Origin of the sequence: Pedobacter nyackensis, from assembly GCF_900176505.1 — a bacterium.
Taxonomy (GTDB): Bacteria; Bacteroidota; Bacteroidia; order Sphingobacteriales; family Sphingobacteriaceae; genus Pedobacter; species Pedobacter nyackensis.
On sequence record NZ_FWYB01000002.1, the window covers coordinates 610,085 to 625,958 of the forward strand.

A 15,874-nucleotide genomic window follows, 5' to 3' on the forward strand; every position below is an offset into this window, starting at 1 on the left:
AGCACCAAGAAGATAACACAACTAAAGGAAACTGTCCAAAAAATGATTTTGCATCTACCTAGTTTGTAATCGGTAATCCCAAAATATATCCATCAATATTTGGGTTAACGTTACTCTCATCATAATTAGCGACAGCCGTAAAAAAAGAACCGATACTTAGGTTGGCTCCGGCGATCATCTCTATTTCTTTTTTAGATCTTACTTTAGTTACCTGAAAGGTGAAGCTTGCTGGCTGCTCTCCATTTACAGGGTTATTTGTGATTTCCTGCATAGCATCTCTAAACGAGCTAAGCTGAGGAACGATTGTCTTGGAAATAGGTCCGGTAGCCCCCTCAATTGAAACGGAGAACGTGACTGGCTTACGAACATAATCTGAAGAAAGAATAACTGGAGTGTACTGCCCTGTTTGGATGCTATTACCATCTAAAAGAGATCCCACATATAGTATGTCAGAGGTAGGGTCTAATACACTTAATTTATCAAATGTTTGAGACTGCGTATGCAAAGTGGATACACATCCAGAACCATCACTGGTCGTTGCTACAGACATCCTTTTTCCATTTTTAGAGGAAATTGAAAAGATCGGCTCTTTGAGATCACTAAATTGATTGTTCTCGTTCGTTATTCTCTTGTCAGAATTAGTGTTTTGTTGACTTTCCTCCTTCTTGCAAGAATAAAGAAAACAAAGTAATACTAATGAAAGCGATAATAATTTTTTCATACTTTTATTTTTTTCGAAAATCAGAATATAAAAAACAGCAAATCTAAGAATTACGTGAACACGGTATTACACTACACGAATGAGACCCATTATTACGTCAACAATATTCTGGCATAAACAATAAAAAATACTTTTAGAACACAAAATATTGAGGACTTTTCTCCAACCAAGCGAATGGAATTAAACCTACAATAGCATTATCAAAAAACAACTAAAAGTTGATTACAACAAAAAAAGCGCATTGAAGTTAACCTCCAATGCGCTTTCCATTTAATTATATCTTAGAAGTTTTACAACTTCCTTTTCACTTCAACTTGTTCGTAAGCTTCAACAATATCACCTACCTCAATGTTATTAAAGTTCTGGATGTTCAATCCGCACTCGTAACCTCTTGATACTTCTTTCACGTCATCTTTATAACGTTTCAATGAAGCCAGTTCACCAGTGTAAATAACTACCCCGTCTCTAACAATACGGATCTTGCTGTTACGTGTGATCGTACCATCCAACACCATACATCCGGCAATTGTACCAACTTTCGTGATTTTAAAGGTATCTCTGATCTCAACGTTAGCAGTGATCTTCTCTTCAAACTCAGGAGCCAACATACCTTCCATCGCAGCTTTGATCTCGTTGATCGCATCATAGATGATAGAGTATAAACGGATATCAATCTGTTCAGCCTCGGCCAGTTTACGTGCACCTGTTGAAGGACGCACCTGGAAACCGATGATGATCGCATCAGAAGCAGAAGCTAACAATACATCAGACTCTGAAATCTGACCTACCGCTTTACTAATGATATTGATTTGAATCTCTGGAGTAGACAGTTTCAGTAATGAATCTGATAACGCCTCGATCGAACCATCCACGTCACCTTTAACGATCAAATTAAGCTCTTTAAAGTTACCGATTGCCAAACGACGACCAATCTCATCAAGCGTAATGTGTTTCTGTGTACGAAGACCTTGTTCGCGCATCAATTGTAAACGTTTGTTTGCAATCTCTCTCGCTTCAACTTCACTCTCCAGTGCATTGAATTTATCACCTGCAGTAGGCGCACCTTGCATACCCAATACCTGTACCGGTACTGATGGGCCTGCTTTATCTACTTTCTGACCACGTTCGTTAAATAACGCTTTAACTTTACCACTGTAGCTACCTGCAAGGATAGGATCACCTACCTTTAAAGTACCAGCCTGAACCAGTACAGTAGTAACAATACCACGTCCTTTATCCAATGTAGCCTCAATTACGCTACCTGTAGCACGTTTGTTAGGATTAGCTTTAAGGTCTAATAATTCAGCCTCTAATAAAACTTTCTCTAATAGTAAGTCAACATTTAAACCGCTCTTACCTGAAATCTCCTGCGACTGGAAGTTACCTCCCCAATCCTCAACCAGAATATTCATGGCTGCTAATTGTTCACGGATCTTTTCAGTATTTGCACCCGGTTTATCAATTTTTGTGAAGGCAAATACCAATGGTACTCCTGCAGCCTGTGCGTGATTAATCGCCTCTTTTGTTTGAGGCATCACCGCATCATCCGCAGCAACAACGATAATTGCAATATCCGCAACCTTGGCACCACGAGCACGCATCGCCGTAAAGGCCTCGTGACCCGGTGTATCCAGGAAGGTAACTTGTTTACCAGTTGGTGTAGTTACCATATAAGCTCCAATGTGCTGGGTAATACCACCGGCCTCACCTGCTACCACATTCGCTTTACGGATATAATCCAGCAATGATGTTTTACCGTGATCCACGTGACCCATAATGGTTACAACTGGTGCTCTTGGTAATAAATCTTCTTCTGTATCCTCTTCTTCAATAACGATGTCACTTTCATCATCAGGTTTAACGAATTGAATTTCGTAACCAAACTCGTCAGCAACAATTGTTAAAGTTTCGGCATCCAAACGTTGGTTGATGGAAACAAACATACCAAGACTCATACAAGTCGCGATAATTTTTGTAACCGGCTCATCCATCATCGTGGCCAATTCATTTGCGGTTACAAACTCCGTAACTTTAAGTACACGAGATTGTAATTCCTGCTCCATTGCCGCCTCATCAGCTGACAAAGCTACATCATCACGTTTCTGACGACGCAACTTGGCGCGTTGTGCAAACTTACCAGACTTACCTGCTCCACTTAAACGTGCAAGTGTTGCTTTAATCTGATCTTGTATTTCTTTTTCCGTAGGCTCTTCTTTAGGTCCGGAAGGAGATCCCGGTTTACTATTTCTAAAGTTAGGCCTGTTGGCTGTATTATTTGTATTGTTCCTGAAATCTGGTCTGTTGCTGAACGTAGGTGCAGGTTTTGGTACCCCAGGTTGTCCAGCTTGTGCTTGCTGACCCTGACCACCTCCTTGTTGTCCTTGTCCCTGGCCTTGCTGACCAGGATGTCCTCCAGGAGTTTTTTTGCGTTTACGCTTTCTTTTCGCATCAGCACTTTCTCCCGAAGAAGCTACAGGCTGTGATTTACGATCAGGAGTTACCGGTAAGGTAATCTTTCCAATAATGTTTGGACCAGAAAGTTTTACCGAACGTGCTTTAATCACTTCAGTTTCTTCAGGTTTCTCAACTTTTGGCGGTTCAGGAGTTACTTTTGGGGCAACTACTGGCTCAGGAGCTTTAACCACAGGTGCCTCAACAACCGGTTTTGGTTGCTCCTCGGCTTTAGGTGTTTCCACAGGCTTAACAGGTTCTGGTTTTATTTCTGCAACAGGCTGTTCAACCGGCTTCTCTACTTCCTTAACCGGTTCAGGTGTTTTTTCTACAGGAGCAACAGGTACTACTACCGGAGCAACAGGCGTTTCAGCCTTAGGTTCCGGAGCTGGTGCTGGTGCCTCCTCTTTCTTAACAGGGCGTGTTTTTGCATTCAAATCATCAAGATTGATCTTACCTACTATTTTCACACCAGGTAAAGATCCTTCATCAGCTTTCTCTTCTACTTTCTCAGCAGGAGCCGCTTCTTCCTTAGGCTTCTCAGCCGGAGGAGTAAATGAGTTAAGGTTTTTAATTAAAATTCCCTCGTTCTCAAATTCAACAGTTTTTCTAGGTGCTTCAGCAACTTTATCAGTTACTTCTGGCTCATCACGACGAATTTTACCAATAACAATCTGATTGGCTTCTTCTTTAACGATCTTATCGCCCTGAAACTCTTTCAACAATGCGTTATACATGTCGCGGGAGAGCTTAGTAGTGGGTTTATTCTCTACAGAAAAGCCTTTCTTTTCTAAAAACTCAACGGCCGTAGCAATACCTACGTTAAGTTCCTTAACTGCTTTAAATAAAATTATTGGTTTGTCGTCTGACATTGATATCCTATTTTTTCTTTAATTCTTATACAAAAGTAACGTTTATTCTTGTTTATTTCATGTGTAGGCAATTAGTTTTTAATTACTACATAATTTGTTAAACATCATCGCCAACGTTATTCAAACTCTGATTTTAAAATGCTCATCACTTCTTTGATGGTCTCTTCTTCTAAATCGGTACGTTTCACCAACTCATCAACAGACAGTGCTAACACACTCTTAGCTGTATCACAACCAATAGTTTTCAGCTCATCAATGATCCAGCTATCGATTTCATCCGAGAATTCTTCAATATCCACATCCTCATCTTCTTCACCTGCTTCACGGTACACATCGATCTCATAACCAGTTAATTTACCAGCCAATTTAATGTTATGTCCACCACGACCAATTGCCAGAGAAACCTGATCAGGCTTCAAATAAACTGAAGCATGTTTAGTCTCATCATCCAACTTAATAGAAGTGATTTTTGCCGGGCTCAATGCCCTTGTAATATATAGTGAGATATTGTTTGTAAAGTTAATTACATCAATATTCTCGTTTTTAAGCTCTCTAACGATACCATGGATACGTGAACCTTTCATGCCGACACAAGCTCCTACCGGATCAATCCTGTCATCGTAAGACTCAACAGCAACCTTAGCACGCTCTCCTGGTTCACGAACGATTTTCTTGATGGTAATTAAACCGTCGAAAATCTCAGGCACCTCAATTTCGAACAAACGCTGTAAAAACTCAGGAGCAATCCTCGAAATGATGATTTTTGGTGTAGCATTTACCATATCAACTTTCAAGATTACCGCACGAACAGCATCTCCCTTTTTGAAATAATCAGCGGGGATTTGTTCTGTTTTAGGCATCATTAGCTCGTTACCTTCATCATCAAGTACCAAAGTTTCTTTTTTCCAAACCTGGTAAACTTCACCGGTAACAATCTCGCCAACTCTGTCTTTATATTTTTTGAAGATCTCGTCTTTCTCTAATTCCAATACTTTAGAAACCAATGTCTGACGGGCAGCTAAAATAGCCCTACGACCAAAGCTTTCCAAAGTGATCTGCTCAATGTAGTCGTCGCCAACTTCCATATCAGGATCTAATTGCTTCACCTCAGCCAATTCAATTTCCAGATCATCATCCTCAGAAAAGCCATCTTCCATAACTTTTCTGGTACGCCAGATCTCTAAATCTCCGTTGTCCGGGTTAACAATTACGTCGCAATTCTCATCCGTACCATACTTTTTACGCAGCATACTGCGAAATACCTCTTCCAGCACACTAATCACTGTAGGACGGTCGATGTTCTTGAAGTCTTTAAACTCTTGAAATGAATCGATTAAATTAATATTGCTCATTTTTATTTAAATGAAATTAAAACCTTTGTTTCTGTTATATCATTAAAAGCTATACTGGTTTCAACCAGTTGAACCTTTTTACCTTTTTCTTTAACCTTTGCTTCTATGGTTATGCTGTTTTCATCAGCACTTAACAACTTACCCTCTTTCACTTCACCACCGGTCAGTTTCACACTCAGCTCACGTCCAATATTTTTTACATATTGTCTTTTCAGCCTTAAGGGTTCACCAACACCGGGAGAAGAAACTTCCAGATTATAGGCCTTTTCAATGGTGTTCTCTTCTTCCAAATGAAAACCTACATGCCTGCTGATAGCTGCGCAATCCTGAATACTGATTCCCTCATCGCCATCAACATGAATGATAAGCTTATTGTTTGGCAGCATTTTCACCTCAACTAAAAACAACTCCGGCCTATCCGAAATCTTCTCTTCAACTAATTCTGTTACTCTTTTTTCTACTTGCATAACCAATTTGCCAATAATAGAAAAGAGGGGACTTCTGCCCCCTCTTACCTCTATTACAGCGCAAAGGTATGAAAAATATTTATAAATTAAAAATCAAGTAAATAGACCCAACGAGTTTACTTACATCCCCATCTTACTTTTGTCTAAGATCCACTTTTTTATCAAAGGTCCTAAACAGGTATATCAAAGGGTATTCAAAGGACTACCCCCCCTATGAACCTCCTTCAATCAACCTTTAAACTACCTTTTTTCCTCCTTTGGTACTGGGAGGCTAGTCGAAGAGATTACGCATTACTTACCTTGTCAGTACTTGTTGAATTGGCCTTACCTCCGGCTTCAGTTTGCCACTGACCAGATCTTTCGCATCGCCAAAGCGAGCATTCAGATAGGTGATAACGAGGTAATCCCTCCCTTTAACAAAAGGCTGTGCCGGAATAAAAACCAGATTACTGTCTGTAACTAGAACCCTCCCTGGTACAGGAAGCTCCTTTAAGGTTGAATCCCGCTCTGAAGGAGTTTGAAGAACAGAGATCAAACTGTTCAACGTTGAATCCCCGGCAGATGCGCTTTGCAGCTGCAACAAACCCACGGGATCGATGCCATTAAATGCAATCGAAGTGCTATCTGCAGAAAAAGTAATTAAAAGTGGCTTATTATTTGCAGATGAACAAGCGAACAAAAAAACGACACCAAAGAAGGCGGAAAACTGCTGAAGAAACCCTTTAACCATTCCACTAAATTAAACATTATGAAGCTTATCGTAGAAATTTTATTAACAGGACTAGCCGTATTTATAGGCGCACGCTACCTGGTACCGGGCGTTACAGTCGACGGTTTTGGAACCGCTGTTGTAGCAGCCATCCTAATTGCACTCGCCAATGCTACAATCGGACTTATCCTACGTGTACTAACATTCCCTATCAACTTTTTAACCCTCGGACTCGTTTCTTTTATCATTACCGTGATGATGATTTTACTAGTTGACAATATGATGATCGGATTCAATACATCAGGCTTTTGGGCAGCAGCAATATTGGCTATTGTAGTTGCATTGATCAAAGCCGTATTTGGCGCTATTGGCGGAACAGAAAAAGATTAAAAAGAAACTACCAGAAATAAAAACGGGTGTCCAGATCAAACTGAACACCCGTTTTTAATATACGATCCTATCACTTATCTGATGATCTCTCTTGAAATTACCATCTTTTGGATTTCCGAAGTTCCTTCATAGATCTGGGTAATCTTTGCATCACGCATTAATCGTTCAACGTGGTATTCTTTTACGAACCCATATCCACCATGAATCTGCACAGCCTCAACAGTCACATCCATCGCTACTTTAGAAGCATATAATTTCGCCATTGAACCTGCCAATGTATAAGGCTGTCCCTGATCTTTTAACCATGCAGCTTTATAAACCAACATCCGTGCAGCCTCAATTTGCGTAGCCATATCGGCCAGTTTAAAAGCTATAGCCTGATGTTCTGCAATTGGCTTACCGAATGATTTACGTTGCTTAGCATACTCAAGTGCTAATTCGTATGCTCCGGCAGCAATACCCAATGCCTGAGCAGCAATACCAATCCGTCCGCCTTCAAGTGTTTTCATGGCAAACTTAAAACCAAAGCCATCTTCACCAATGCGGTTCTCCTTTGGAACTTTAACATCATTAAACATCAAAGAGTGTGTATCAGAACCACGGATACCCATTTTGTTCTCTTTCGGCCCTACTGTAAAACCTTCCATCCCCTTTTCAACAATAAAAGCATTGATACCTTTATGCTTTAAAGATTTATCGGTCTGTGCAATAACAAGATAAGTAGAAGCTGTATTCCCGTTGGTAATCCAGTTTTTAGTGCCATTTAACAGGTAATAGTCGCCCATATCTTCCGCAGTTGTTTGCTGCGAAGTAGCATCAGAACCAGCTTCAGGCTCCGATAAACAGAAGGCCCCGATCTTTTCACCGGCAGCCAAAGGCTTTAAATATTTTTCTTTTTGAAATTCTGAACCAAACAGTTCCAGTCCGTAGCAGACCAAAGAGTTATTTACAGAAACAACTACAGAAGCTGAAGCATCTATTTTAGATAATTCTTCCATAACCAAAACATAAGACAAAGCATCAAGACCGCTGCCATTATATTTTTCCGACACCATCATACCCAGAAAGCCCAGCTCGCCCAGTTTTTTCACCTGCTCAGCAGGAAATTTCTGATGCTCATCTCTTTCGATAACTCCAGGTTTTAATTCAGTCTGCGCGAAATCTCTTGCAGCCTGCTGGATCATCAATTGTTCTTCACTTAATTGAAATAGCATAATAATATTATATAATAATAAGTTACGCCAAATTTATATATTCTCAATCAGATTACTATGGCTGCATAGCATTTTTTATTTCAGCAGGCGATTGTTATCATCAGGGAATACTAATATTGGATGGTATTTCTTAGCATCTTCTATAGGCAGCGATCCGTAAGACATAATAATCAGGATGTCGCCAACCTGTACTTTTCTTGCAGTCGCACCATTTAAACAAACAGTTCCGCTACCACGTGGACCTTTGATCACATACGTTTCAAACCGCTCGCCGTTGTTGTTGTTTACAATCTGTACTTTTTCATTTGCAATGATATGAGCAGCATCCATCAGATCTTCATCAATGGTAATGCTACCAACATAGTGCAATTCAGCCTGTGTTACTTTAACACGGTGTATTTTCGATTTTAATATCTCGATAATCATGCTACAAAGTTAGCTAATTTTATGGATGGGAGGTTTTCTATTCTTAATTCAGTATCATATTATCTATGAGACGGGTCTCACCAACCTTTGCGGCAACAAGAGCCACGATATCATGATGATCTTTATCTTCTTCCGGCAACAAGGTTTCTCCGTTGGCAATAGTAAAATAATCAAGTTCTACCCCAGGAGTTTCATTGATCAGCTTCTTCGCCGCCTCTAAAAGCATAGGAATGGTTTGGTTTGCAAAATTATCCTTTACATAAGCCAACGCCCTACTTAATATAAGCGCATTTTCTCTGTCTGCCACCGATAAATGAATGTTTCTTGAGCTCATCGCCAGACCATCATCTTCTCTTATGATCGGACAGGAAACAATCTGAATCGGCATATTAAAGCAGGCGACCATATTCTTAATCATCAGCACCTGCTGAAAATCCTTCTGGCCAAAGAAAGCAACATCTGGACTTACGGCATCAAACAGCTTTTTTACGATCTGGGTTACGCCTTGATAATGTCCTTTTCTAAATTCTCCTTCTAAAAGAAACTCAGCCGGACCAAGATCAATGTGCCATTCCTCTGGTTCAGGGTACATTTCTGTAACGGATGGCATAAACACAACATTACAACCTGCCTCCTGAAGCATTTTCATATCATGTTCCAATGGCCGTGGGTATTTTTCCAGATCCTTAGGGTCGGTAAACTGAGTAGGATTTACAAAAATGCTGCAAACTACTACATCAGCATGTTGCTGCGCTATTTTTATGAGCGACACGTGTCCTTTATGCAAAGCACCCATTGTAGGTACCAAGGCAATTTTCTGTTGAACCAACTTAATTGGCTCAAGCAGCGACTTTAATGCCGCTATGGTGTTTATTACTTTCAAACCAGCCTTTAAAATTTCAAGGGGCAAAGTTGGTTATTTATACATTCCCAACAAAACATCTTGCGCATTATCTTGATAAATGTTATTATTTTGCTTACCTTTGCCCCTTGATAATCTTTTCTTTAACATAAATTTTTATTTAGAATATGGAGATGGCAAAAACGAAGCTACTGATTGTTACACACGAGATGTCGCCTTTCCTTGAACTCACAAAGATTTCTGAAATTACCCGTCAATTACCACAGGCAATGCAGGATAAGGGATTTGAGATCCGCATATTAATGCCGCGGTTTGGGAACATTAATGAAAGAAGGAACAGATTGCACGAGGTTATCCGTCTGTCAGGAATGAACATCATCATCGATGACAATGACAATCCTTTAATCATTAAGGTAGCCTCTATCCCCGCTGCCCGTATGCAGGTTTACTTCCTTGACAATGAAGACTATTTTCAGCGCAAGTATGTATTCAGAGATAAGGAAAACAAGTTCTATGCTGACAACGACGAAAGAACAATCTTCTTTTGCAAGGGTGCACTGGAAACAGTTAAGAAATTAGGCTGGGCTCCTGATATTGTTCACTGCCACGGCTGGATGACGTCATTAGTACCTGCGTACATTAAAACGACTTACAAAAACGACCCTACATTTAAAAACTCAAAAGTAGTTTACTCGATATACGAAAACTGCTTTACCGAGACTTTAGATGCCGACATGCATAAAAAAGCAATCATGAATTCAATGACTGCTGATGACACTAAAATGTTTGAAAATGCAAATTGCGATGTTTTACACATGGGAGCCGTATCTTACTCTGATGCAGTTGTATTAGCCGATGAAAATATACACAAGGATGTGTTAAAATTTGTTAAAGATTCTAATAAGCCAACTTTAGCTTATAATTTAACAGAAAATTTTGAAAACTTCTACGCTTTATACGAGGAGATTTCAGATGAAGAATTGGCTTCAATAGCATAAACTCAGGTATTATTAAATTAAATATGAAATTTACAAAACAAGACTTATTAACCATGTTGATAGGTCTTTTTCTTTTTGCTTCCTGTAAAGACTCCAACACTATCGGTTTGGATCTGGAATCTGGCCAAGAGATAAAAGGCACATTAATGGATTCGGCGACCGTTGCATCTCAGACTTTAGTAGACGATCCAACATCAGGTGTATCATTAGTTAGACATCCTTTAGGCTTTATGACCGATCCTACTTTCGGCACGAGTGAGGCTAGTTTGGCTATGGCGGTTAGCATCCCTAGCAATGATTTTAAATTCGGCAAAGATGCAGTAATTGATTCAGCTGTCCTTATTTTGCCTTATGCATCTCAGTTCTATGGCGATACAACAACTTCAGTTTATACAATCGATGTAAAGCAGCTGGATAAGGACATTTCAAAAGAGCAAAAGTACATGACCAACCAGACTTGGCCAGCTACAGGCGCTTCTATTGGAACTTTTTCTGGTAAAGTTAAGCCGAATACAAAATTCAAAATTACACAGATTGTTACCGGTAAACCTGATACTTTAGGAACTGTAATTCCACAAATTAGAATTAAGTTAAATAATACTTTTATTAATACCCAGCTTATTGGTTTAGCAGATTCAGCAAAGTTATCAAGACCTAACAAGTTCTTCGAATTCTTTAAAGGCTTGAAAGTAACTTCGACAGCCACAGGCGCCGGAGGCATTATGTTCCTGAATTATGCCGGAACAGATGGTAATCTTGCGATCTACTACAAAAGGACAAATGCAACTACGCCAACCGCTAAAGACACTGTGGCTGTAAATTTCCCGATTGGTAATAACTCAGGACCTGTAACAACCACTGTTAATCACATACACCCAACCGCTTTAAAAGATCAGATTACGAACTCTACAGAGAACATCACCTACCTACAAGCTTTAGCAGGATTGAAAAACAAAATTTCTTTCCCTTACTTAAAGAAATTTGTAGCCGACTTAAAAGCTAAAAACAATCCAAATACCAAGGTTATTGTAAACAAAGCGCAATTGGTAATTGACCTAAGTGCTGGAACAGATGTTATTCCTTTTAGTGCAGCCCAACGTCTGTCACTTTACAGATATGACATAGCCGGACAAAGAGCCAATGTACCTGACAACGACAACAGCATACAAGGCGTATACAACGGAGACCCTAGAGCACTTGGAAATGAAGTTTTATTCGGCGGTTATTTTGACTCCGTTAACAAAAGATATATTTTCACTATAACCAGTTATATCCAGGATTTACTGGATGGAAAAACTGAAGATTATGGTACATTTTTGGCACCAAGCTCGCTTACTGAATTTAATATAAACCCTTCGGTAACTTCAGCTGCCCGCTCTGTAATCAGCAAGCACAAGAAAGGTGCAGCAGCAGGCGAAAAGACATTAAAACTTAACATCTACTATACACAGATAAATTAAATTGATCTGAACCTATAGTCAAATCCCCCAAGAATAATTATTTTTGGGGGATTTATTTTTTAAACCTAATATTTAAACCTAATATATGTGTGGAATAGTTGGTTACATCGGCCATAGAGAGGCCTGGCCTATCGTTATCAAAGGGCTAAAAAGATTAGAATACCGTGGTTACGACAGTGCCGGTATTGCTTTAATTAATGACACTGGATTAAACATCTATAAAAAAGCCGGCAAAGTACAGGAGCTTGAAAATTTTGCTGCCGGTAAAAACTTATCAGGAACGATTGGAATGGGGCATACCAGATGGGCAACCCATGGTGCTCCATCTGATAGAAATTCACACCCTCACACTTCAAACAGTGGTAAACTTACCATCATCCATAACGGAATCATCGAAAATTATGCAACCCTAAAAGAAGAACTACAAACAAGGGGACATGAGTTTAAAAGTGATACAGATACGGAAGTATTGATTCACTTGATTGAAGAAGTCTACAAAAACGATGATACCGATCTTTTAGAAGCAGTTAGATTAGCACTAAATGAAGTGAACGGTGCATATGCCATTGTTGTAATGGACGAAGATCAACCTGAACAACTGATTGCAGCCAGAAAAGGTAGTCCGATGGTAATTGGTGTTGGCGACGGTGAATATTTCATCGCTTCGGATGCTACGCCAATCGTAGAATACACCAAAAATGTAATTTATCTGAACGATAATGAAATTGCCTTTTTAAAACGCGATGAACTGGTGATCAAACGTCTGGATAATGTAATCCAAACACCTTATGTTCAGGAATTGGAGCTGAAGCTGGAAATGCTGGAGAAAGGTGGCTATGATCACTTCATGCTTAAGGAGATCTTTGAGCAACCACGCTCAATAAGAGATTGTATGCGTGGTCGGATTTACCCAAGTGAAGGAAAAGTCCAGCTTGGCGGTATCAAAGAATATGCAGACAAGCTAAAAAATATAGATAGGATTATTATCGTTGCCTGTGGTACTTCATGGCATGCCGGACTGGTTGGTGAATATCTGATTGAAGAATATGCACGTATACCGGTTGAGGTTGAATATGCATCAGAATTCAGATACAGAAACCCAATCATTACCGAAAAAGATGTAGTAATTGCCATTTCTCAATCTGGAGAAACCGCAGATACAATGGCTGCTATTGAAATGGCCAAAGAAAAAGGAGCTACTATATTTGGTGTTTGCAATGTGGTTGGTGCCTCTATACCGCGCTTAACACACGCTGGCGTGTATACACACGCGGGTCCTGAAATTGGAGTTGCTTCAACAAAAGCATTTACCGCTCAGGTTACCGTGCTTACACTGATGGCTTTCTATATGGCCCAACAAAAAGGAACGGTAACGCATTCGAAATTAGTTGAACTGCTTACGGAACTGGACTGCATTCCAGAAAAAATTCAAAAGGCATTAGAATCTAATGCTATGATTGAGGAAATTGCCGAGAAATTTAAGGATTCGAGAAACTGCTTGTTCCTTGGTCGTGGAAGCGGTTTCCCTGTAGCCTTAGAGGGCGCTTTAAAGCTTAAGGAGATCTCTTACATCCATGCCGAAGGTTATCCTGCTGCAGAAATGAAACATGGTCCTATCGCCTTAATTGATGAAGAAATGCCGGTTGTGGTAATTGCTACCAAAAACTCTTCTTACGAGAAGGTAATCAGCAATATCCAGGAGGTAAAAGCCAGAAAAGGAATTGTACTCGCCATTGTTACTGAAGGCGATGTTGAAGTAAGGAAAATGGTCGATTACTGCATTGAAATACCTGATGCAAGTGAGGCATTTTTACCATTACTGGCAACCATACCTCTACAGTTGTTATCGTACCATATTGCCGTTCTAAGAGGCTGCAATGTAGATCAGCCAAGAAACTTGGCTAAGTCGGTTACTGTAGAATAATATAAAAACTATATCATAAAAAAGGCTGTATCACATCATGATACAGCCTTTTTTATTTCAGTCAAAAAGGTAAATCCCCCGATGGATCTGTAACATCCGTATACTCGCTTTCGCTTTTAGGAGTTGTATTTTCCGTGCTTACCGGTGGCTCAAAATCACTTTTTCTTCCAAGAATAGTAAAATTCTCCGCCACAACTTCTGTAACATACTTTTTTACCTTTTCTCTATCTTCAAAAGATCGCGTACGCAATTTCCCTTCGATATAAACCAGCTTGCCTTTTTGCAAATACTTCGAAGCAACCTCGGCCAATCCCCTCCACAAAACAATATTATGCCATTCAGTTTGCTCTACTCTTTTGCCGTCTTTATTATAGGTCTCTGACGTGGCCAGTGGAAAACTAGCAACAGTTACGCCTCCGTCTAAATGTCTGACTTCAGGATCTTTGCCTAAATGTCCTACTAAAATAACTTTATTAATGCCTGACATGAAATTTGGTTTTTCTATTTAATAAAATAAGTATCCATAAAATTAGTGATCACTTTAGGCTGTGGTAACTCATCAAACTCTTGTAATGAGACCCATTTTATATCTGCCCCTTTACTAAAGTTAACGATATAATTATCTAAACCAAAAAATTGAACATATATAGTTTGGTGAGTCAATAAATGTTTTTGCTGACTTAATGCTGTAATTTTGCAATCTTCGCCAAAACCACCCTTCAACTGTGTTAAAAAATTTTCCTGATCATCCTGGTAATTTTGGGTGGTTTCTATCAATGGAAAATCATAGAGCTCCTGCCATATGTCGCCGGGATTGCGCTTCTTTACCAGAAGATTCTCCTCTGTAAGACAAACAAAATAATTAAAGTAACGGGTTCGTTTTTTAAGCTTATTCAATTTAACAGGAAGCGTAGCCACGAGATTATTATTTCTGGCGAAACATCCGGTTTGAAGCGGACATACGCTGCATTCTGGTGATTTTGGTTTACACTGCAATGCACCAAATTCCATAATCGCCTGGTTATATACCGAAGCATCCTGATCAGAAATGAGCGATTGTGCCAGCGCTAAGAATTCCTTCTTACCACCACTGCTGTTTATTGGGGTTTCTATGCCAAAGTATCGGGAAAGCACCCTGTATACATTCCCATCAAGTACAGCTTTGGATTCATTTGATGAAAAAGAAGCAATAGCCGCCGCAGTATAATCACCCACCCCCTTTAGCTTAATCAACTCGTCATACTTTGTAGGAAACTGTCCATTATGGATTTCACACACCTGTTTTGCAGTGAAATGCATATTTCTTCCTCTGGAATAATAACCTAAGCCTTGCCATAATTTAAGAATCTGCGTTTCTGTTGCCGAAGCAAAGGCCACAACATCCGGATAGTTATCCAAAAACCTATTGAAATAAGGCAGCCCCTGTTCTACACGAGTTTGTTGCAAAATAACTTCAGATAACCATATTACATAGGCATCTTTGGTGTTTCTCCATGGCAAATCACGTTTATATAATAAATACCAGTTTACGATTTCTGATTGAAAACTCATGCAGGCAAAAATACGTCGTAATTATTTGATTTTATTAAAACTTGCAATCCGGTGATGGAAGGTCTTGCAAATAAATCATCTTTTATTTTCCTATCTCATTAAAAAGCAATACTTTTGCAACCCCAAAACATTGATAAAATACAACACACAGTAAATTAATAAAAACAAAAAATATGACTAAGGCAGATATTATTTCAGAAATATCAACGAAAACAGGAATTGAAAAGGTAGATGTACAAGAAACCGTTGAGGCATTTTTCAAGGTCATCAAAAACAGTATGATCGGTGGCGAAAATGTGTATGTAAGAGGTTTTGGTAGTTTTGTTGTAAAAAAGAGAGCACAAAAAACTGCAAGAAATATTTCAAAAAATACAGCGATTATTATCCCAGAGCACTTTGTACCAAGTTTTAAACCAGCAAAAGTTTTTGTTGACAAAGTAAAAAGCAACTCAAAAAAACTTAGCGTAGAAGCTTAAT

The 15,874-nt window shown here is 39.4% G+C and carries 14 protein-coding genes and 1 pseudogene; 5 read left to right on the plus strand and 10 right to left on the minus strand.

Going from position 1 to position 15,874, the window contains the following annotated elements:
• Window positions 1-58: 58 nt before the first annotated feature.
• From B9A18_RS06820 to B9A18_RS06840, 5 genes are all read right to left on the minus strand, one after another.
• Window positions 59-550, minus strand: coding sequence for a hypothetical protein (locus B9A18_RS06820; protein ID WP_144009416.1), 492 nt, complete (start codon window positions 548-550; stop codon window positions 59-61).
• 461 nt (window positions 551-1,011) lie between these two features.
• On the minus strand, window positions 1,012-4,044 hold the full coding sequence (gene infB, locus B9A18_RS06825) for a translation initiation factor IF-2 (RefSeq protein ID WP_084288472.1): 3,033 nt from the start codon (window positions 4,042-4,044) through the stop codon (window positions 1,012-1,014).
• A 116-nt stretch (window positions 4,045-4,160) separates the two neighbouring features.
• On the minus strand, window positions 4,161-5,396 hold the full coding sequence (gene nusA, locus B9A18_RS06830; protein ID WP_084288473.1) for a transcription termination factor NusA: 1,236 nt from the start codon (window positions 5,394-5,396) through the stop codon (window positions 4,161-4,163).
• Window positions 5,397-5,398: 2 nt separating this feature from the next.
• On the minus strand, window positions 5,399-5,863 hold the full coding sequence (gene rimP, locus B9A18_RS06835; RefSeq protein WP_084288475.1) for a ribosome assembly cofactor RimP: 465 nt from the start codon (window positions 5,861-5,863) through the stop codon (window positions 5,399-5,401).
• Window positions 5,864-6,158: 295 nt separating this feature from the next.
• Window positions 6,159-6,593 carry a hypothetical protein gene (locus tag B9A18_RS06840; RefSeq protein WP_084288477.1) on the minus strand — a complete coding sequence of 145 codons (435 nt, stop codon included), beginning with the start codon at window positions 6,591-6,593 and terminating at the stop codon, window positions 6,159-6,161.
• Window positions 6,594-6,611: 18 nt separating this feature from the next.
• Here B9A18_RS06840 and B9A18_RS06845 point away from each other — a divergent pair, with 18 nt between their 5' ends.
• Window positions 6,612-6,962 (plus strand): phage holin family protein, encoded by a 351-nt coding sequence (locus B9A18_RS06845; RefSeq protein ID WP_084288479.1) that lies wholly within the window; start codon window positions 6,612-6,614, stop codon window positions 6,960-6,962.
• Between the two features lie 74 nt (window positions 6,963-7,036).
• Here B9A18_RS06845 and B9A18_RS06850 read toward each other — a convergent pair whose 3' ends face one another.
• The 3 genes from B9A18_RS06850 to panC form a co-directional block, all read right to left on the minus strand.
• Window positions 7,037-8,176, minus strand: a complete 1,140-nt coding sequence (locus B9A18_RS06850; protein ID WP_084288481.1) for an acyl-CoA dehydrogenase — start codon at window positions 8,174-8,176, stop codon at window positions 7,037-7,039.
• Between the two features lie 75 nt (window positions 8,177-8,251).
• On the minus strand, window positions 8,252-8,602 hold the full coding sequence (gene panD, locus B9A18_RS06855; protein ID WP_084288483.1) for an aspartate 1-decarboxylase: 351 nt from the start codon (window positions 8,600-8,602) through the stop codon (window positions 8,252-8,254).
• A gap of 43 nt (window positions 8,603-8,645) precedes the next feature.
• Window positions 8,646-9,485, minus strand: a complete 840-nt coding sequence (panC, locus tag B9A18_RS06860; protein ID WP_084288779.1) for a pantoate--beta-alanine ligase — start codon at window positions 9,483-9,485, stop codon at window positions 8,646-8,648.
• A gap of 152 nt (window positions 9,486-9,637) precedes the next feature.
• Here panC and B9A18_RS06865 point away from each other — a divergent pair, with 152 nt between their 5' ends.
• From B9A18_RS06865 to glmS, 3 genes are all read left to right on the plus strand, one after another.
• On the plus strand, window positions 9,638-10,462 hold the full coding sequence (locus tag B9A18_RS06865; RefSeq protein ID WP_084288780.1) for a glycogen/starch synthase: 825 nt from the start codon (window positions 9,638-9,640) through the stop codon (window positions 10,460-10,462).
• Window positions 10,463-10,485: 23 nt separating this feature from the next.
• Window positions 10,486-11,922 (plus strand): DUF4270 domain-containing protein, encoded by a 1,437-nt coding sequence (locus B9A18_RS06870; RefSeq protein ID WP_084288485.1) that lies wholly within the window; start codon window positions 10,486-10,488, stop codon window positions 11,920-11,922.
• A gap of 85 nt (window positions 11,923-12,007) precedes the next feature.
• Window positions 12,008-13,846, plus strand: coding sequence for a glutamine--fructose-6-phosphate transaminase (isomerizing) (gene glmS / locus B9A18_RS06875; protein WP_084288487.1), 1,839 nt, complete (start codon window positions 12,008-12,010; stop codon window positions 13,844-13,846).
• 61 nt (window positions 13,847-13,907) lie between these two features.
• On the opposite strand, the gene B9A18_RS06880 is transcribed toward glmS, so the two are convergent.
• Together B9A18_RS06880 and mutY are read right to left on the minus strand one after the other, a co-directional pair.
• The gene (locus tag B9A18_RS06880) at window positions 13,908-14,333 is read right to left on the minus strand and encodes a single-stranded DNA-binding protein (protein WP_084288489.1); all 426 of its coding nucleotides are present in this window, start codon (window positions 14,331-14,333) and stop codon (window positions 13,908-13,910) included.
• Window positions 14,334-14,347: 14 nt separating this feature from the next.
• The gene (gene mutY, locus B9A18_RS06885) at window positions 14,348-15,397 is read right to left on the minus strand and encodes an A/G-specific adenine glycosylase (RefSeq protein ID WP_084288491.1); all 1,050 of its coding nucleotides are present in this window, start codon (window positions 15,395-15,397) and stop codon (window positions 14,348-14,350) included.
• Window positions 15,398-15,552: 155 nt separating this feature from the next.
• Between mutY and B9A18_RS06890 the strand changes: the two are divergent.
• A pseudogene (locus tag B9A18_RS06890) lies at window positions 15,553-15,873 on the plus strand (HU family DNA-binding protein); the annotation flags it as partial.
• Window position 15,874: the final 1 nt, after the last annotated feature.